This window comes from Microvirga yunnanensis (assembly GCF_025460875.1).
Genome location: NZ_JAMXFI010000016.1, coordinates 14,801 through 33,838, shown reverse-complemented (window position 1 = coordinate 33,838; position 19,038 = coordinate 14,801). Strand labels below are relative to the sequence as shown.

The following is a 19,038-nucleotide window of genomic DNA, read 5'->3' as shown; positions in this document are numbered from 1 at the left end:
GTCCGGATCGTTTGAACCTGCGGATGTGCATCGGGCCGTTTAGGTCTGTTCCAGCGGAACCGGCCAAGGCGTTCGGATGAGCATAGGAATACGCTCTTCTGAATCAGGTTCAAACGCTTGAGGCAGCGGAGGTTGAGGGAGTTCGATGGCGCCGACGCTGTCGACCCAATCGAAACGCGGCCTGAGAGAAACGTATGATGGAAGGTCTGGGAATGGAATCGAGGTTGGAGTTGCAGGAACGACCTGCTCGGGTGAAGGCAGAGACGGCTCAACGGGCTCTGGGAGTGCAGGCATCGAGGTAGCCAGAGGGAAACTTGTCTCGGCCGGAGATGGCCGCGGTGGCATTGCGGCCTCCGATGGCACCTCTGGCAGGAAGGATGTGGGCGGCTCCGGCGGTGGCATTTCGACCAGCGATGTGGAAGGGAAGGTCGGTTCGGCAGGCTCCGGAGGTGGCGGCATCAGCTTGGTCACCGGAACCTCGAGTTCGGTCCTTTCCGAGAGCGACGGCGTTATGGCGCCTATGGACGGGTCGTGGTTGACCGGAAGCTCCGTTGGCGATTGCGGTCCATGCAGCAAATCAGCCTGATGTTGGAGCGATTGAACTCGCCTCACGGTTGCACTTCGGGTGACCTGATAGGAACGGATACCCGGACGGTTTCTATCGATCTCGGATATCGTCCCCGCCCGACGCCTCTCCCCCACGTTGTTCGGCTGTGGCTTGGGCGCAGCCTTCAAAGGACGGACATGACGTATGTCGGTCGCATTCACCACTCTTTCGGCGCAAGATGCGGTGGCCCAACTCACCGTCAGGGCAGTAAATACCCAAAACTTATGCATCCCCTCGCCAACCCTCCTGATCTCGTCGTCAGGGTAGCGAAGAAAAACTGCGCGGAGGAGATCCCGCGGCAATTTGCGCTCGGAATCAACAAGACTTTCTGAAAATCGTTGCACAAAGGGCGATCTGCGAACGGGGATTTGACCCTCGTTCCACTCTCGCGACATGCCATGTGGTATCAATACTCCTAAGCGTTGGATCAGCATCTTCTTCGCTGGTCGGCCCGGGACGAGGCAAGGGTCGGATCTTCACCTTGAGTGTTGCTTCGGAACCCGTTCTAGCTCGTGGTGCTTGTGGTGACGTCGGCCTCGTTCCGAAGGCATTTTGGGAGACCCTCACGTACAGACCCGATTGTAACCTACAAACGTTTGAGCTTGTCCGAAGGGCAAAAGCATTCGGCAATCCGTCGCATCCGTCGGCAGAGTTGGCTTTTACTCGTCGTGAGAGTGTTGACCGGCCAAGGACGCGGCCCTAGCGTGAAGTGTCAATGACAGATGTCTCCATGGCCCGCACCCTTCTCTGCTTCGGCGACAGCAACACCCACGGATCCCCACCAATTGTTACACGGGGAGAGGCCTACCACCGCTTTGATGCGGACACGCGTTGGCCGCGTCTGGTAGCATCAATACTCCCGGACTGGGAGGTCACGGAGGAAGGACTTCCTGGACGGACGGCTCAGTTCCCCGATCCGGTGGCAGGCGCCCACATGGACGGACGCGAGGGCCTGAAGATCGCCCTTCAGAGTCACGGTCCCATCGACGCTCTGGCGATCATGCTTGGGACGAACGATACCAAGACCCGCTTTGGCGCCACACCCGAAAAGATTACGGCAGGGATTGCCAGTCTCCTCGACATCGCCATGGGTCTTGAGATGCAGCAACGACATGGCGGCTTTCGCATCCTGGTGATCTGCCCGCCGCCGGTTCTCGAGCAGGGGCCGATCCGCTCCGAGTTTGTCGGCGCGCGCGAAGTGTCACTCAAGCTTCCCGCGCTTTATGCCGTACTGGCGGAGGCACGGGGAGTGGGCTTCATCGATGCCGGAGCGCTGATCCAGGTAAGTCCGGTTGACGGTATCCACTTGGAGCCTGACGCACATCGGAAGCTCGGCAAGGCTGTAGCGGAGACGGTCGGCCGGTTCTGAAAGCGCCGTGTCGAAGTCGACACCTCGTCGCGGGATCGACCGTGGTCAAGGTAGCACCTGGAGAGTAGCTGTCCTGATGACAATGACGGCAATTCTCATCCACAACCAGAACCCGGGGGACGACGCCCCGCCCGGCGGGCGATCTCGCAATCGAGAAGCAAGCCGCGAGGTGCGCCGAGGTCATTGGTGCCAGGCGCGAGATGAGCTTCGCGAGACGGAGCGCAGCGAGGGCGGAGGCCATCCGCGATGTCGAGATCGTATCGGTCAGTTCTCTGTGTCCTGGCGACACCCTTCAAACTCGGTTCAAGGGATAATGCCAACCGGGTAGGCTCCGGTCACCCGCTCAATCGGCTGGACGACGCTCGTATGGGTTCTGGCCGACCATTGGCTCGGGTCCTCCTCACATTCACCCAAAACAGCCTTTCAGGCGTGTCGCCGCCACCATAAGTTGGCATACGGCACCCCTCTGCAGCATGGGAACGAGTTGCCTCCTGCTCGTCAATCGTCCAGCGCACCCGCGTCGGCTCGCGCCTTGAGCTGCGCTGGCTTATGTTGATGAATTCTCTGCCGTTGTGTCAACGTCGCTGTGATGCAGCCACGTCTAGTCAGTAAGGCGAAGTGTTCCATCCTTACATATATCGAGTTCAGGGAGTTCGGCCGTTGATTCATCCTCAAAGGTTGCGGCGACAGCGACCATGCAGCCGGTGACCCTTGGAAGCCTCAAAGTGGCTTTCGCCTTTGGGGCGAGCGGCTTTGCCAGCCGAACCGTCTGTCCATTCGCGCCAATAGCGATATCGGTTGCCGAGACATCGCGAGCATTGGTGACGACGACGGAAGAATTCGGCTTTGAAGGTGCAGCGAAGACACCCGTGGCAGCGAGCAGGAAGCTAGTGACAATCAAGGTTCGAACAATCATGGCAATTCCTCATTTTGCTGTTTGGAATGCATCGTTCATGGGAGGGATCAAACCCCGGCCCGTCTTCAGATCCGCCGCTTCGTTTGTTGCTGACGGACAGGCGCAACCTAGCTTAAGTGTACCGTCTTCATAATGGAGCGGTCATCAAAGTAAGAGCGCCGGTTGCGCTTGGCGCTCCAGGTAGGCCTCCTTTCACGGCCAGTTTCAGAGGAAACAAGGACCGTGCCATCTCGGCACGCAAGGAGGCTGCGCCTGCGGGGTTAACAAATGGTTTAAGTTCTTGACCAGAAGTTCCCTTCTCTCAACAACTCTCCCGGCAGGGATCTAGCGCATCGTGCGAAAACGTGGACCCGGTTCTTCGCCGTCAACGATGCGCCAGCCAAGAGTGGAGCATCGGAATCGATCCCAAAAGTGGTTTCCCCTTTCGGGTCCGATGCTCTAGCGCATCGTGCGGACGAAAGCGGGCCACGCCAGTGAAAAGTGGATCCGGCTTTCGCTGGCGCGGCCCGGCGGCAAGCCCTTTGGATTGAGCGGGAGATCTCCATCATCAGGATCATCACCGTCGAGCGCAGACGACTCCCCCGCTTGGAACATCGCGGACTCAAGGCAGCGTCAACGAAACAGTGGAGTGACCATAGCGGTGGTGAGCTGCAAGCTCATCGCGCGTGCTTCCGAAAAAGCCTGTTCGCGCACCCTGTCGAGGCCAAGCGCTCCCTTGGCTTCTGGAGTGGGCGCATCGGCCAGAATCTTTCTCCTCGGCATGAGATTCACGTGAGCGCGCGCCCGTCGTCCGTTGGGCAACGCGCTTGCAGAGCAAACGGCTACCTAATAGAGCGCCCACAGCCCATCGACCGGCCGCAGAGTCACTGGAAGATCCGGAGCGAAGGGCCCAGGAGGAGCGGAGTTCCGGTTACCTGGCAGGCGAGCGCCGCGCTTGAGCTTAACGGGAGCGTCTCTGCTTGCCACGTCATCCGACTTCGGTTTGCTGGTGGGCGGCACAACCGGCTTCTGTGACGTTTTCTGCGGGGGATCGCGGTGGGTTCGCATCGTTCCGTCATCAGGCAGTTTGCGCTCCGTCTCGACGTTGGGAGGTGATGACACCTGTCGATCCCTGGGTTGCGGGCTGGCGCCATCGATGCCGGTTCTGTTGCTCGACCGGACGCCACTCCGGAATGTTTGGATCACGGGCTCGAGTAGGATCGGTGTGGTCTGGAAAATCAATGTACCAGGTATGAAAGCTGTGTACGTCTCGAAAGCCTTCACTTGTCTCTCCAAGGCTTCTCGGTCCCGGAGGGCCGTAGCGGTATTCTCCTTCTCCTGACGGAGGGCTTCCTTGATCGCAGCGATGCCCGCAACTTGGGCTTTCAGAGCCAAATTTTCTCTTTGAGAGGCGCTTAGCTGCTGAACGACCGAAGCACTGCGCTCTCTCTCTTGATTGAGCTCATTCTGCAACTTGGCCTCACTCGCTCGGAGATCAGCGGGCTCGCCCTGTCCGACTCTCGAGTGCTCTGGCGTCACATTTGCTGGTTCGCGCCCAATATGCGTTGAGTTTCCCGCCCCGGCTGAGCCAGCTCTCTCTGTCTCCCGCGAGACCAGTTCTCGCCTCAACGAGTCGATTTCGCCTGCTGACGCCTTTGCTGCCTCTCTTTCCCGCGCAAGAGCCAACCGCAACTCGGTCGCTTCTGCGGCGCTCCCCTCAAGGGCCGCAAGTTGTTCTTGCGCAGCCGTCAATTTGGCTGCGAGTTCGACCAGCGCAGCTTTATTCCTCTCCGCCTCTCTGGCATAGGCGTCGCGCGCGTCCGAAGCGCTTATCGCGTTTTGAGCCATTGCGGTCAGCTGCCCTCGCATGAGGTTCAGGTCCTGGGCGGCTGAAGCCGTCCGTCCTCTTTCCTGCTCCAGTGATTGCTCTAGCTCGACCGCTCTGGCCTCCTTTTCTTTCAATGCTTCGAGTTGCTCTCGCACGGTGCGCAGCTCTTGCACCGCTGCCTCGGCACGCACCCTCTCCTTTTCAGCCGTATCGTCCGGACCTTTGCCATTCATGGCATTTGACGTGACCTCACCGGCTTCGATCCGCGCAGTCAACTGAGAGTCATGTTGCTCACGTGCTACAGCCAGCAGCAAGCTCTGTAGTTCCGGGTTATGAATATCATCTCCGATGAGTATGGCGAGTGTCCCGGCGTTGACAGCAAGGCTGAGCCGCTGTCGTGCCCCGTCGAAATCATTCTGCTGCAGAGCTTTCCCAACATCAGCAGCAAGCTCGGTTCGGCCAGGGCTTGCTAAGAGGCTGTGGAGGAGCGACGGCCAGTCCCTTTGCGAGGCATCAATGCGAGGGGATACCACATTGTCCCGCTCCGCGTGGTTCGTTGGTGATTGTGCTGAGTCCCGTGGTGAGACCTCACTCCCTTGAGGCAATTGGGGCACTGCTCCCCCCAGCTCGTCCCGTGCGAGACTGTGCGAGGAGCACGCAAATAGAGCTGCGGCAACGATCGAGAGTATAAGGCGACGCCGTCCGCTTTCCTCCATTGGTACGGATCGGATGCGGGTTGAGGTGCCTGAAAGCCAACTGATCTGTGGAACCATGACTTTCCTCCCAGGACGGTTGTTGGTCGGCGAAATGCAGGTAGAGCACTGAAGCGAGTGGGGAGTTCCATGCTTGAAACAAGCGGGCTCCTGTAGTCTCCCCATGTAACGTTCAGCGATCCGCCCTGCATGTAGCTCTCAGCCGTCTCGTCACGCCCTCCTTAAAGGAGAAGTCTGCAGGACGTTCTCAAAATTGCTTTCCTCCATTGGCCGGGACGTTGTCATGGGCCAAGGCTTACAACATCGCGGTGACGCGGCCTGCTTGATCCATGCGGCAGGTGACCCTGGCTTGCCGGATCTGCACGAGGCTACCTCGCTGGAACAGGATTCTTGCCTCGACGGGAGCTGACAGGCTGCCATCTTTAAGGTGGGAAGCACGTCCTGCGCTGGCGACATCAACATGCATCGCTCCGTAGCGAACGGCGCCTGAGACAAGAGCGTCTCGGCAGGATTGAACGACGCTCAGCGGCGTCCCGGGCTTAGGTCGCAGAGGCTTGAGCAGGTATATGCTGCGAAACCATCCCCCGTCCCCTCCGCCGTTTTGAACCGGCAACAAGGATCTTGGGATGGCGGTTCCACTCAAGGAGGATATTGGGGGAACGGTGGGAGCAATACTGGCAAGAAGCCCTGGAGTCGGTGCCGCGGACGGAGCATGCTGATCGAGATGGGCCCCGCCTCTTGAGGCCGACGAACCTGTGCCGTCGAAGCCTGTTGCAGAAATTGCGCTTCCATTGGTTGCCAGACCTGCAGAATTCATACTGCCGCCAGTGAGTGTTCCGTTCCCGGCTGGGCTGTGTCCCGCTCCGCGACTGGAGCCTGACCCACCTGCGTTGACTGCGCCGCTCGCGCTTCCCCCCGCGCTAACGCCATTTGTCCCGATACCTGCATTGGCGGCCACCCCTGTCGGGCCAATATCGACTCCGAGTGCGCCACTCATCCCATTCGAGCCGACGGCGGCACCGACCGAAGCGCCGCTTCGTCCAGCACTAGCACCTCCACCCGCACTGAGCCCATGAGACCCAGCACTTACACTAGCCGAGGCTCCTCCTGCGGCTGTATCAACGTCACCTCCAATACCACTGCGACCAAGGCCGCCGCTCGCGGAGGCCTGATTGCCGCCGCTGCCGAGCCCTGCTCCCGCACTGAGCCCGTCGGATCCAACGCTGGCGCTCGCTCCCGCGCCTAGACCGACCGCACCTGCGCTCACTCCAACATCGAACGCAGCCCCCTCCCGGACCTGCGCAACCGTAAAGACTAAGAGGAACAGAGCCATAAGGGAGAACTTTGCACCCAAATCCGGTTGAGTTCGGTCGATCGCGAGACTACCCGTCACTGTCACGCTCCTGCAGGCACGACGAAGTACGTTCGGATCTTCAGACTATTGACCAAACGAGCGCGAGCAAGGCGGGCATAAGGCGATGTAGAGTACCCACTGCGGGTAGGGGCCGACCATGTGCGAACGGGTCTGCTCCTAAGTCGGCCGAGAAAGACGCTCATGGCGGACACAGTCATATAGACATAGAGCCGACTTAGAGTCGGAGAACCTCTTGCACTTGGCGGGGGCTCAGACAGGTAAATGAGGTTGTTGCGGAATTTCGCATCGGGTTCTGTCGAGTTGGCTCATTGTTGCGACAAACCCGCAATCAGCGGAGTGCCACCACTGCGCCGGATACGTTGAGCAGGCACGTAATGCCGGACTGGCGGACCTGGCGTGCATTTGCCCGGGCGTACACGACTCTCACCGCCATCGGAGCCATGAGCCCACCGTCTGAAGTGCGGCTCACCCGCCCAACGCTGGCTGTGTCTACCTGCACAGCCCCGTAAGGAAGCGCTGCCGTAACAATGGAGGCGCGGCAGGCTTGTACAATCTGACCAGGAACGCCGGGTCGCTGAGCAAGTGGCTCTAGGAAGTCTGCAGTCGCTGAGCCTGACGCTTCAAGCCGGGGCAGAAGGGAGAGCGGCAGGGCTAGTCCGGCGCTAGTTCCCTTGACCTGCAGTGCGGTCGACGTTGGCGCAGCCGGCAGACTTGTCGCCTTTGCGGTCGGGTGCAGACCCGCGGCGGCCTGGGTCGCGCGTAAACTCGTAGTGCTTGTCGTAGCTGGTGCTGCTGGCGGGGATGCTGAAGCCGGCGTGTTTCCGGTTTTAACCCCACTGTTACTGCTAGTCTGACTGGTTATGCCTCCACCGCTTGCGCCGCCTCTGGGGTCAGCACTGCCTCCTCCCGCACCGCCGTGGCGGGAACCGTCACGGTTCCCGGTACTTTGACTGTTAGGCCCACCAATGCTCCCGCCACCTTTGCCGCCACCTGAGGGACCGTTTCCGGTGCCTCCACTTCCTTGGCCGGGGCTGCCACTGTTCCCGGAACCATGGCTCCCGCCGCCTCCGCCGTTCCCACCACCTTTGCCCCCGCCATTTCCGTTGGCTTGTCCACCGCCGCCGCTGCTCCCGGTGCTGCCGCCGCTACTCACGCTGCCCTGGCTGCCGCCACCGCTATTTCCGTTGCCTCGGCCGCCTCCACTCCCGCCGCCGTCGCCCTTGCCTCCGTTGCCCTTGCCACCGTCGCCCTTGCCACCATCTCCCGCTTTCCCGCCGCCCCCATGATCATTGCCGTGTCCTCCGGCTCCAGGACTGTCGCCACTGCTACCGTCTCCGCCTCCACCCCTGGCGAAGCCGGGCTGCGTTGCCAGGAATGAAATGGTGATGATGGAAATGAGTGACACCCGAAGCATGGCTACTCCAGAAAGCCGCTGTGGTCACACGGGCGTGCGCAGGCTTCTGTGGCATGGTCTTGTGCCAGCCTGTTCTCGTGGGGTGCCATGCTCCGAGACCTGGTTTCGAGGATAATCCCCGGGAGGTTGCAGTGGGAGCCACCCGAGAGATCCGCGGTTAGCAGAGTTGCGCTCTGGTGGCTAATGAGCCATCTGCACTCGTGATATGTCCGGTATAGGAGCCGAATTGTGGCGTCAGGGAACGTTTTATTGGCAATTCGGAAGGATGATCCTTTTGGATGCTCCCAGTAAAGAAGGGGAAAGGAGCCACGTCGGACCAAAACTCCGTCAGCGTTGCCGCTGCTGACCAATCATCCCCATCATCGCGCCGCCATAAGCCTCTCGAGGGTCAATCTGCCCCACTTGCGATGAAGGGAATTGTCGCAAGAGTTTGTTTCAGAGTTTCAGTTAGTCCTCCCTGAGCTCAGGGATGGAGTGTAGCGTGTTCAAGGGCAGGCATTGTGATCGCTCAGCCATCCTGCTCCGTGTCCGGTGGCACTTGGCTTGCAGTCTGAGCCTGCGCGATCTTGAGGAGATGATGGCCGAGCGCGGCATCACCGCCGACCATGCTACGATCCACTGCTGGACAGTCCGCTATGCGCCGCTCCTGCTGGAACAGTTCAATTGCGGAGCAGTTTGAGCTGCTCACCGTATGGTCGCTTCACAGAACTCGATCTCCTCTTTTGCCCTGGTCCGGATTTGCGACGCGACCTGGGGAGATCGTTCGGGCTGATACGCATCGCGACCGGCATCTGTCACTTGAACGGCCCAGCTTGAAAACTCATGCTCGGGCACGAACCCTGGCCTGCATCGATCTGTCTGATCAGGAGAGATGCCGAGCGAAATGCTTGTTCATCTCGAACATGCTGACCATGTCCTTGCCGCCGAAGACAGCCCGAAGCTTGTCATCGGCCAAGATCTCGCGCTTGTTCGCGGGATTCTGCAGATTGTTGGCCTTGATGTACTCCCAGACCTTGCGCACCACCTCCGTCCGCGGGAGCGGTGCCGCTCCGACAACGGCCGCCAGTTCGCTCGAAGGCTGGAGCGGCTTCGCCAGGGCAGGGTTCGGCGTCTTGGCTGCTTTGGCTTCGGTCATGGTGAAACTCCTCAAGGACGCCTCACGGCCATCTGCGGAGGCAAAGGGGGCGGGACCATGGCCAGCAAGAGCTGAACACTTCCTTAATTCCACTCTGGCAATGCAGACCTCAGGGTGGTGGGTTCACATGGCCTGCTCGATCGTCACCACCCACGCCGTTTGCCATGTGGCTTGGCCATCATCTGCCGCATCGCTTCCTCCGCCCGGGCTTTGGCTTCCGCGTCATGGCTGAGGTTGCGGACTTCCGACGGCTCCTCTTGTTGACTGATGCCATTCTTGCGGGCGCGCCACTGCTTCGCCTGGGCAGCATTGGCCGCCGCGTTGGCCAGCTTCTCCAAGCGATCCAACTGGGGGGTACTGGCTGTCTCGTTCATTCCGGGTTTTTCGTCCTCTTGCTCGGGGCGCTTTGCCATCTCTTCAGCTTCCTTAGGATCAGCGTCGTGACGTACGATCAGCTGTTATGGGCTTCCATCTCGGGCGATATGGGTTAACTTCGTCTTAACCATAAAGGTCCGAGGTAAGCCGATGCGGAAGATACATCCCGGCTTCATCGCTCTCGCTGTCCTCCTGGGCCCTGCCACATTGATCGTTGCCCACGAGACAATCACCCGCTCACCGGCCCAGCAGGTGTTCGAGGCGTTCGATCCTCCACCCACTGTGCGGCAGGCATACACACAGTGTGCCGTGACCCAAAAGACACAACGGTCACGCCAGTGTGACGAGTACGTCAGCTTCTTCGAGCAATGCGCGGCTCGGACGCATGAGTGTGACCCGCAGTCCGTTTACGAGGTTCTTACCAGGCTCATTCTCTCGGGACGCCCGGAAAGTCCGAAGGATGATCAATTGGCCATCCGAACCGACATCTGAGTGCGTCTCCGGTGGCAGCCCGAAAGCAAAGCAGGAAAATGCAGCCTTTATGCGGGGCCCCTGCAACCAAGCGGCAAGTCGCCCCTCGATCAAGGGCGCCCGCCTCGAAAGCGCAGCTTCAAGGTGGCACTCGGCCTGCGTCAGACGCCTGAAGCGCTCTGCCGGATCGTCAGCCTCGACCTGCCGATCATCGGACGCCTTCGTCTCGTGGGGGCGCATCCCCTCGAGGTTCGTCAGGACGGCGCCGCGTCATCGTGTTCCGAACCGATGGTGTGCGTCGTCACACGGCGGCTCGTCGTGCGCGAATCTATATGGATCATGCGATGCCGGAATACATCGCACGCGCTCTGGTGAGAGGTCTGGTGCTCAGCCCCTCGCCGGGGCGCTTCGTACTTGTGCACAGGGTTCAGTTGCACTTCCAGCGTTCATGGCGCATTGTGGTGGCGTGGTGTTGCAACCGGCATCACAAAAGCGCCCTGACAGTGTGCTCCGCACGGCTAACTCTGTCAGGGCGTTGTCGTTTGTGAGCGCCTTGCTGTCATCGGTGGGAAGCATATCTTCATCGTGCTGTTTCTCTCCCTTGGACCAACACCGCCTTGACCGAGGCTTCAAGGCAGCATCTCGTCCAAGCCGTCTTCGCATCTCCGCACGTTGTTCGAGGCAACGTGTCAGCTCCTGCGAGAATCGAGACTTTTCTTGTGCCTCTGCCGCCCTCACCGGCTTTAGCAGGCTGTTGAAAAAGTCAGCTGCGTTCGCAGACGAAGCCTGAATCATCGCCATTGTGGATGTAGAAGTGGCCAACGAGACGGCCTGCACTGCCGAGCGCGACCCATCCACGCCCGCATGCTGGGTCGTTGTCGTCGGAACCTTCCCACGAGAACTCGGCACATGCCGCGCCATCGCGCGAGCCATAGCGGACGTCCAAGGCGCCCTGGAGCGCGCCGAAAGCAATCTCCCCGGCCGCTTCGCCCGTCAGGGTGAGATGCGCCTCTTCGACGAGATCGAGAAAGTCGCTGTCCCAAACATCCATCTCGACGATGCGCCAGCGGCCGGCAAACGCCTTGGCAATGGCTGGTACCTTGGCCATCAGCGGCTCTCCACCAGCAACTTGGGCAGGCGCACCAGATTGTAGGCGGCGGCTGCGAACGTGAAGGCCAACTCCACCCGCTCCACACCGCGGAAGCGGGTCTTGGCCTGGCCGGCAACCGTTTTGATCCAGCCGAACGCCTCCTCAATGCGCTTGCGGATGCGCTGGCTCACGGCGTAGCCCGCATGCCGGGTGGTGCGTCCATCAATGGCCGAGCGCCGCCCGTTCGTGTTCTGCGCCACATGCGGTGTGACCTTCATCGCCCGCAGATCATGGACGAAGTCCTGGGTGTCATAGGCTTTGTCGGCCCCGAGTGTGATCGCCCGCGACCGCTCGGCATGGGGTTCGATCAAAGCCAGGGCGGCCCCGCGCTCGGCATGGCCATCAGCGCGCGTCAGACAGGCGTCGACCACCAGGCCGGAGCGGTTCTCCATGAGTGCATGTCCGAGGAAGCACAGCTTCGCCTCCTTGCCGGCCCCCTTGCGGTAGAGCCGCGCGTCCGGATCCGTGGTCGAGGCATGGGTGTCGTTCGACCGTTTCTCACCCCGGAAGTTGGCCTCTGCATTGCGCCCACCATCGGCCGGCGGATCGCCCGCGCCGTCCTTCGGCTTGAAACTCTTTATGGAAGCCCAGGCCTCGATCAGGGTGCCGTCGACCGAGAAGTGCTCCGTCGAGAGCAGCCTCTTCACCCTGGGCTGGGCCAGTATGGCGGCCAGGAACTGGGCCGCGATGTCGCCGTCGAGGAGGCGGTCGCGGTTTTTGGAGAAGGTGGAATGATCCCATACGGCATCATCGATCCCGAGGCCAACAAACCAGCGAAACAGCAAATCGTACTCGAGGCGCTCCATCAGCTGGCGCTCGGAACGGATGGAGTAGAAGGCCTGCAGCAGCATGGCTCGCAGCAGCTTCTCGGGTGCGATGGAGGGTCGACCCATGCGAGGGGCATACAGAACTGCGAACTCACACTGCAGCAGTGCGAGGGCCATGTTGGCGATCTGGCGGATCGCCCGCAATGGATGATCCGCGCGCACCCGGGCCTCCAGATCGACATAGGAGAACAGTTGCCCCGTCTGTTCGTCTCGCCCGCGCATTCATTCCCTCCTGCTGCCCGCGCCGAGTGAATCATACCGGAGCCTGCGCCGCCACGGACTTTTTCAACAGCCTGTTAGAGCATTTTTCGGCGAAGTGGATCCGGTTCGCCGTCAAGAATGCGGCACGGCAAAGAAGAGAGGTGATTCCACGCCAGTGGAAACAGCTCTCGAGGAGCGTGATCGGAGTAGTCTCGACACCCCGTTTTAACCTTTTCCTAATCGGGATCAAGGGACAGTGTCCCGTGCAACTCGCCTTTGGTCAAAGCCTCGGGTCTGATGGTTGTATCCGTTCGGGTGTCACGTTGGGTGCGTCCAATGAGCAAAGAACATCCTGCCGCTTATGCAATGGAGCTGAAGCGGTCTTGGCGCGTGGTTGTCCCTGTCCGGGGGAAACTGACGCCCAGGATCTGTCGCGAGAAATTCACCTGCCGAGCAGATGCTCTCACCTGGATGAATACGGCTGAAGGTCACCAAGCCATCGCATCCGCTCGAGGAGATGACGCTTTACAGGCATAGAAGCTAATCGACTGCCAAGTTGGCACTTGTCCGTGCCGGCACCCTGTAAAGGCCTCTGAAAGCCGTGTTCTATCTCACCATGGCACCGAGCTCATCGCACCACTGTGACCTGGTGAGAAGGCGGGCATGAGCACCTCTGTGGGTCGGGTCGACAGGTCCTCGAGCAGGCATTTCTCTTCGTCGGCCCTGTATCCCGTTTTATCGCCCGGGCAGTTAAGGATGTTCGCAAAGTCTCATATCATTCGATCGCAGGTTCTGCCTACACTCGCCTGAACCTTGCAGAGAGGCGATGGCATGAAGCGGTTGGTCACGGTCACCGGTCCTATCACAACCGCCCAGCTGCATGGGTACCTCCTCGAGGAAAGGCTGTTGGATCAGATCATGATCCAGGTCAGCGACAGGAAGAACGGCAACTTGGAGGTTGCTTTCCACGAGCGGGATCGGCGCTACCTGTCGCAGTTCTCTGCCGCACAGCAAGCCGAATGGCTGCAGGACGCCATGATCCATATTGAATCCGGGTGTCCGTTGGAGACGCCTGATGGGAGGTCAGCCTGGATCACTGATGAAGTGCCAGCCAGACCAAGCTCCTCCATCAAAGCCATGAGGCCAGCACGACAGGAGCACGACCTACCGCCAGGCTTGGAGTTCTTGAGGCGAAGCTAAGTCTTGTTCTCGGGGAGACCGAGCTTCAGAAACAGATGGGCTGCCAACAGCGCATCGTTCAAGGCATCGTGCTCGGCACGCAGGTGAGCAATGGTGATGCCGGCCTGCGAGCAAGCCTGACGGAGCTTGCCAGGAAGCCCGGATCGCTTGGCCAGAGCCATGGTGCAATAGAAGCGCTCTCGTGGATAGATCGGCTGTCCCGTGCGCTCGAACTCCCGTTTGAGCGTGTTGTACTCGTAGGCATAGTTGTGGGCGATGATTGTATCAGCGCCGACGAAGTCGATCAGGTCGTGAATCACATGCTCAAAGTAGGGCTCATCCTCCAAGTCAGCCAATGAAATGCGATGCACTGCGTAGCAGAAGGGGCTCATGGATGAACGGGGCTTGACCCGTCGGACGAACGAGCGCGGGGAGATCGCCCCGCCGATGACCTCAACAGCGGCGATTTCGATGACATGATCGTAAGATTGTGCTGTTTCGACGTCGATAACCACATGTCTGGTCATGATGGACTGCAAGGCAAGAGGCAGGGAAATCGGCTCACGAGGATCTTTCCGGAAGAGAGACCTCCCAATTACCAGACGACGAATCCGGATGCGAGGCCGATCTTGATATAACCGGCAATCCGAAGGGCCACGCCAGTGAATACCGGGTCCGCTTTTCGCTGACGCGGCCCTCCGGGTCCGTCCGATGCGCCAGCGGGTGTGGGAAAACAAACCCATGATCCGGCAGAAGACCCGACTAACGGCCTTGGCGCGCGCCAGCTTCCAGACGCTTTTGCCAGCAATGGCGTCAGATCAGAACTAACCGACTTCGTTCAACCCTAACGAGCAGCCTGAGGATCCGCCACTGTCTCTGTAACAGGCTCCTGCTTAGCTTTAGAGGCTGACAAGTTACCGCAGTTCCTGTTTTGTTCTGGATTTTCCGCCCTGTGCGGGATAGGGTCAGTTCGATCCAGATATTTTGACGTGCGGAGCCATTATGAGCTTGGACAAGAATAAGGCGATCGAGACAGCGGTCGCCCAGATCGAGCGTGCCTTTGGTAAGGGCGCGATCATGCGTCTCGGCGGCGATCAGGTGGTTGAGGTCGAGACAATCTCCACCGGCTCGCTTGGCTTGGATATTGCCCTTGGTGTGGGCGGTCTGCCGAAGGGACGGATCATCGAGATCTACGGCCCAGAATCTTCCGGCAAGACCACTCTGACCCTGCATGCGATTGCGGAGGCGCAGAAGAAGGGTGGAGTGTGCGCCTTCATCGATGCCGAGCATGCCCTGGATCCGAGCTATGCCCGCAAGCTGGGGGTCGATCTCGACGATCTCATCGTCTCCCAGCCGGACAATGGCGAACAGGCGCTTGAGATTGCGGACACCATGGTCCGCTCTGGCGCGATCGACGTTGTGATCATCGACTCCGTCGCTGCGCTCACACCGAAGGCGGAGATCGAAGGTGAGATGGGCGAGAGCCGTCCCGGTCTCCAGGCCCGCCTGATGAGCCAGGCCCTGCGCAAGCTCACTGGCTCGATCCACCGCACCAACACACTGGTGATCTTCATCAACCAAATCCGCATGAAGATTGGCGTCATGTACGGTTCGCCGGAGACGACCACGGGCGGCAACGCCCTGAAGTTCTATGCCTCGGTTCGACTTGATATTCGCCGGACCTCGACTCTCAAGGACCGCGACGAGCCAATCGGCAACCAAGTGCGCGTGAAAGTGGTCAAGAACAAGGTCGCGCCACCGTTCAAGCAAGTCGAGTTCGACATCATGTTCGGCGAAGGCATCTCCAAGATGGGTGAGCTCATCGATCTCGGCGTGAAGGCGAACGTGGTGGAAAAGTCCGGCGCCTGGTTCTCTTATGACAGCCAGCGCCTGGGTCAGGGCCGCGAGAACGCCAAGACCTTCCTGAAGGACAATCCCGAGATTGCGACCGACATCGAGAGCAAGATCCGCCAAAACGCTGGTCTCCTGATGCACGATTTGCAGGCAAACGATACCGGCGAGGCCGATGCCGACGACGTGGCATAGTCAAGAGAAAGGCCGGTTGAAGAGCCGGCCTTCTGCTCAACCAGTTTTGGCGATGTGTTCACCGGCATTGAGCGTGGACGCCGAGCCCGACGAACAGCAGCAATCTCCTAAGCTACGACGCTCCGATGCTCCTGCTTCTTTGGAGAGCGCATCGTTCGAGCGGAAAAGTGGATCCGGTTAGGGCCAGCCTGCCTCAGTGGTGAGCCGCCCGTTTCTTATGAGACGTGCGATGCCGCTGGACGCTACCGGTGTTCTGCGGAATTCCAAGGACACCCTTGACCCCGCCGACGACGCCGCCCGTCACGCCGCCAACGGCACCGCCGACTGCTCCGCCAACGGAACCAGCAGCCCGATTGCCCACGGCGGCTCCTTGCTCAGCGCCGCGTACGATGCCCTGCGCCTGAACAGCGGCAGGCAGAGCGAGAACAGCCAAACCAAGCGTGGAAAGCAAAACATAGCTTTTCATAGAGTTGCTCCTCTTCGCAAAGACTTCAAACCCGACTGGGAGACGGGGTTCCATGCCGAATGCTCGTCCCGATGTCAGCCCTGGAGAGCCGAAGCGCGTCGATCCCTTTGCGTCAGTAGACGGCGACGCGACAGGAAATGCTATGGGCAGAGCAGCAGATGCAACCGCTCAACATTCGTCTCATCCCGTTCTACGGCTGTTCGCTCCGGTCGTTCTCGACACCGTCTGGGATGGCGGACTGGCTGCCCTTTACGTTGTCTACCATGGGCATGCACCTCAGCCGAGCCAACGGTGACGAGTGACGTCATCGACGCCTCTCGATCAGGCCCCTGTCGCCGACCTGGTCAGTCGACGATGTTGCGGTCGCCCTCCATCACAAGCCGAACCACAGTTGGCGGGGCTCCCTCCTCACAGGGGACGCTTTCGAGGTCTTCATCTGTCACACCGCGTGCGGCGTAGGATCCACCTGAGCGATAAGGGGCGACCGCCTCCCGCTATGACCTTCAGGTCGTGTTCGCTCAGCGCGCCGGCGCCTAAAGCATCGGACGTGTCATCGAATTCACGCCCGATGCTTTAAGCATTTGTTTCAAAGAATCGTTTCAAGCAAAACCGGTCCCCGCTTTTTACGTCCGATGCTCTAGTCCAGTCAGGGCGCTCCGAACCTGCTTACGCATCAGTTGAACTGCATGCCCTGCTCAGAAAGCGCGGATCTCATGACCTGCCTCAACTGCCGCCGCTGCGACAAAGAACGCGAGCGTTGCCTTTGCGGATCATGCTCGTGGCCTGCTCTGGCCTCAACAGGGGTCCTCTGACTATTCCGGCTCAATCCGTCGAGCCCTACCCCAAACGTCAGTCAAGCTTCATCATTTTCGGATCAGCGTGCGGTCGGCAACCTGGTTTGATCCTGGGGACGGCGGCTCTGCCACAGCTGTCACGCGACGCCCTGTCCGCACAATTGCCACAAATGACCGCTGTTTTTCACGACAGAGACCCGATAAGGGCGGGAACATAGGGGCATTGACCGGCACTGCGTGCCGCTAATGAAAGTGTTTCGATGCAGGCTCTGCACCCGATTGAAGCCCCGACGGCTACGTCTCCTTTCCCAACTCATGCCGTGCTGAACCAGTCTCTCGATTCCGGTGAACTCAACTGGTTGGGAGAACGGCTGCGGATCGCCTATGGGCCAGTCGACGTTTCCCTCCCGCCTCGCTTGTCAGAACTCGTGGAGCGGCTCGCGCGCCTTGAGCAGCGCGAAGCTTAATGTTAAACCATTCCCTCATCACGCTTGCAGGCGCCTGCTTGCGACAGAAAGGAACAGACTCATGGCTGGTAAATCTCGCGCGCGACCTTCGTTCAAGAAGCATACCAAACGCTACAAGGAGGTGATCGCCCCAGCCAAGACACTCGAAGGGATGAAGAATCTCACCAAGAAGAGGCGATACGCCAACCGCCACGGTTAGCCAAGTATGACGCCTTTCAGGTTCCGGAGAGCCTGATCGCATCGCTCGACATGTTCGGCGGCTCGCCGTTGTACCTCAACAGTGTTGCGGCAGGGTGCATCGACCTCTTCCTTGCAGAACGGGCAAATCATCGACGTGACCTCCTCGTTGATGAGTCCGTCAGGCCAACAAAGATGCACGATCAGGGTTCCGGTTAGTCATTTTCCGGTTCTATAGGAACAGGCACTGCTGGTGAACGCAGGGGCGGACGCACTTTGAAGTTGAGCATCCGAGCTTCACGCCGAATGCCATTTCGCCACGGGGCGTCAGGATCCATGGGACGTCAGGATCACTGTCATCAAAAAGCCAAGGTATCTGGCCTTGATTTCGATATGAGCAAAGCTCCAAAGCGCCCGCACCAACGTGACAGCCTCAGACAGCAGGGTGATGTGGCTGGTTCGCACCCCCCCAAATCCTCCACCCGCAAGCCGCGCGTGGCTCCGAAGCGCAATGTAGACACGGTATCGGACCCCGTGAGCGCAGAACTGGGCAGAGGCGCGATGCAAGGCCCAGAGGGCAGTTCTGTCCCAAGCGGAGGATCCAAACGGGGCGATCCTCTCGCCAGAGACGGGAGCATTGTCGCCGAAGGCGACCAGAACGTGTCGGATCAGCAAAGCCCACACAGCGAGGTCGAGGACGAGCAGCCGGTACAGACGGTCGCATTGGCGGATGATGATGGTCCAACAGGCCTCAATCAGGGCATCGCGGGTGGTCTACCTCAACAGACGAGCGAAGGCGCAGAGATTCCAGCTGACGTGAGGCAGGAATCAACTCAGCATCACCTCATTGCCTCTCATCCCGAATCGGACAGTGGTGGAGATGATGAAGGCTCATCCCGCATGGCTGCTGAGCCGACACCGAATCGAGTGAGGAATGCCCCGGGACGGGTGAAGGTCTGGAACCAAGAGAGAATGGCGGGTGGGATTCAGATGAACCATCAGACTGATGAGCGGGCAAACCCCATCTACATCCTTGCTGCCATCACTCTCGGCATCCCGGCTCTTCTGACGGTTCCCTTGATCGGATTGAATCCTGGAGTCCAGGAAGGCACTTTCACCACTGTTCTGGGCTTTGTCCTGCTGTCCGCCTTCGTGACGGCAGTGGTGTTTGAAATCAAGAGGCTCGTTGATCAATCCTCCGACGCTGATCACCACTAGAGCGTTTTTCGGCGAAGTGGATCCGGTTCGCCGTCAACAATGCGGCACAGCCAAGACGAGAGATGATTCCATGCCGGTGGAAACGGCTCTCGAGCATCGGACGTACCCAGAGGGCCGCGTCAGCGACCCGAAGGGCCACGGCAGTGAAAAGTGGACCCGGTTTTCGCTGGCGCGGCCCGCTGGGTCCGCCTCATCCGATGCGCCGGTCAAGAGAGGGAGCCTCGGATGAATCCCAAAAGTGGTGTCCACTTTTCACGTCCGAGGCTCTGGCGCATCGTGCGGACCCGGCGGGCCGCGTCCGATGCTCAATTACTTAAGCGGCGCATCGTTC

At 59.9% G+C, this 19,038-nt stretch carries 15 protein-coding genes and 1 pseudogene; 7 read left to right on the top strand and 9 right to left on the bottom strand.

The features are described from left to right. Positions 1 to 1,337: 1,337 nt before the first annotated feature. On the top strand, positions 1,338 to 1,976 hold the full coding sequence (locus NF876_RS10640) for an SGNH/GDSL hydrolase family protein (protein ID WP_262268775.1): 639 nt from the start codon (positions 1,338 to 1,340) through the stop codon (positions 1,974 to 1,976). 601 nt (positions 1,977 to 2,577) lie between these two features. Here NF876_RS10640 and NF876_RS10635 read toward each other — a convergent pair. The 3 genes from NF876_RS10635 to NF876_RS10625 form a co-directional block, all read right to left on the bottom strand. Further along, positions 2,578 to 2,892, bottom strand: coding sequence for a hypothetical protein (locus NF876_RS10635; RefSeq protein ID WP_262268774.1), 315 nt, complete (start codon positions 2,890 to 2,892; stop codon positions 2,578 to 2,580). Positions 2,893 to 3,717: 825 nt separating this feature from the next. Further along, entirely contained in the window at positions 3,718 to 5,232 is a 1,515-nt protein-coding gene (locus NF876_RS10630; RefSeq protein WP_262268773.1) for a coiled-coil domain-containing protein, read from the bottom strand. Between the two features lie 2,413 nt (positions 5,233 to 7,645). Continuing rightward, positions 7,646 to 7,840 (bottom strand): hypothetical protein, encoded by a 195-nt coding sequence (locus tag NF876_RS10625; RefSeq protein ID WP_262268772.1) that lies wholly within the window; start codon positions 7,838 to 7,840, stop codon positions 7,646 to 7,648. Between NF876_RS10625 and NF876_RS10620 the strand changes: the two genes are divergently transcribed. After that, positions 7,839 to 8,165, top strand: coding sequence for a hypothetical protein (locus NF876_RS10620; RefSeq protein ID WP_262268771.1), 327 nt, complete (start codon positions 7,839 to 7,841; stop codon positions 8,163 to 8,165). The genes NF876_RS10625 and NF876_RS10620 overlap by 2 nt on opposite strands. A gap of 517 nt (positions 8,166 to 8,682) precedes the next feature. Next, positions 8,683 to 8,865: pseudogene (locus tag NF876_RS10615) on the top strand (IS6 family transposase); the annotation flags it as partial. A gap of 198 nt (positions 8,866 to 9,063) precedes the next feature. Here NF876_RS10615 and NF876_RS10610 read toward each other — a convergent pair. The 4 genes from NF876_RS10610 to NF876_RS10595 form a co-directional block, all read right to left on the bottom strand. Next, the gene (locus tag NF876_RS10610) at positions 9,064 to 9,336 is read right to left on the bottom strand and encodes an SWIB/MDM2 domain-containing protein (protein ID WP_262268770.1); all 273 of its coding nucleotides are present in this window, start codon (positions 9,334 to 9,336) and stop codon (positions 9,064 to 9,066) included. Positions 9,337 to 9,479: 143 nt separating this feature from the next. Continuing rightward, positions 9,480 to 9,749, bottom strand: coding sequence for a hypothetical protein (locus NF876_RS10605; RefSeq protein WP_262268769.1), 270 nt, complete (start codon positions 9,747 to 9,749; stop codon positions 9,480 to 9,482). Between the two features lie 1,196 nt (positions 9,750 to 10,945). Continuing rightward, positions 10,946 to 11,290, bottom strand: a complete 345-nt coding sequence (locus tag NF876_RS10600) for a hypothetical protein (RefSeq protein WP_262268768.1) — start codon at positions 11,288 to 11,290, stop codon at positions 10,946 to 10,948. Further along, complete coding sequence (locus NF876_RS10595) at positions 11,290 to 12,381, bottom strand: IS5 family transposase (protein ID WP_262268767.1); 1,092 nt, start codon at positions 12,379 to 12,381, stop codon at positions 11,290 to 11,292. Before NF876_RS10595 ends, NF876_RS10600 begins: the two co-directional genes overlap by 1 nt. A gap of 810 nt (positions 12,382 to 13,191) precedes the next feature. Between NF876_RS10595 and NF876_RS10590 the strand changes: the two genes are divergently transcribed. Further along, on the top strand, positions 13,192 to 13,560 hold the full coding sequence (locus NF876_RS10590; RefSeq protein ID WP_262268766.1) for a hypothetical protein: 369 nt from the start codon (positions 13,192 to 13,194) through the stop codon (positions 13,558 to 13,560). Here the strand turns inward: NF876_RS10590 and NF876_RS10585 are convergent. Next, a complete protein-coding gene (locus NF876_RS10585; protein ID WP_262268765.1) occupies positions 13,557 to 14,066 on the bottom strand; it encodes a 3'-5' exonuclease in 510 nt (169 codons plus the stop codon). The two genes, NF876_RS10590 and NF876_RS10585, sit on opposite strands and share 4 nt — an antisense overlap. 475 nt (positions 14,067 to 14,541) lie before the next feature. Here NF876_RS10585 and recA point away from each other — a divergent pair, with 475 nt between their 5' ends. Beyond that, positions 14,542 to 15,585, top strand: coding sequence for a recombinase RecA (gene recA, locus NF876_RS10580; RefSeq protein ID WP_262268764.1), 1,044 nt, complete (start codon positions 14,542 to 14,544; stop codon positions 15,583 to 15,585). A gap of 193 nt (positions 15,586 to 15,778) precedes the next feature. On the opposite strand, the gene NF876_RS10575 is transcribed toward recA, so the two are convergent. Beyond that, positions 15,779 to 16,051: a hypothetical protein gene (locus NF876_RS10575; protein WP_262268763.1), complete on the bottom strand. Its 273-nt coding sequence runs from the start codon at positions 16,049 to 16,051 to the stop codon at positions 15,779 to 15,781. Between the two features lie 1,322 nt (positions 16,052 to 17,373). Between NF876_RS10575 and NF876_RS10570 the strand changes: the two genes are divergently transcribed. Beyond that, the gene (locus NF876_RS10570; RefSeq protein WP_262268762.1) at positions 17,374 to 17,511 is read left to right on the top strand and encodes a hypothetical protein; all 138 of its coding nucleotides are present in this window, start codon (positions 17,374 to 17,376) and stop codon (positions 17,509 to 17,511) included. 314 nt (positions 17,512 to 17,825) lie between these two features. Then, positions 17,826 to 18,707 (top strand): hypothetical protein, encoded by an 882-nt coding sequence (locus NF876_RS10565; RefSeq protein ID WP_262268761.1) that lies wholly within the window; start codon positions 17,826 to 17,828, stop codon positions 18,705 to 18,707. Positions 18,708 to 19,038 lie beyond the last annotated feature (331 nt).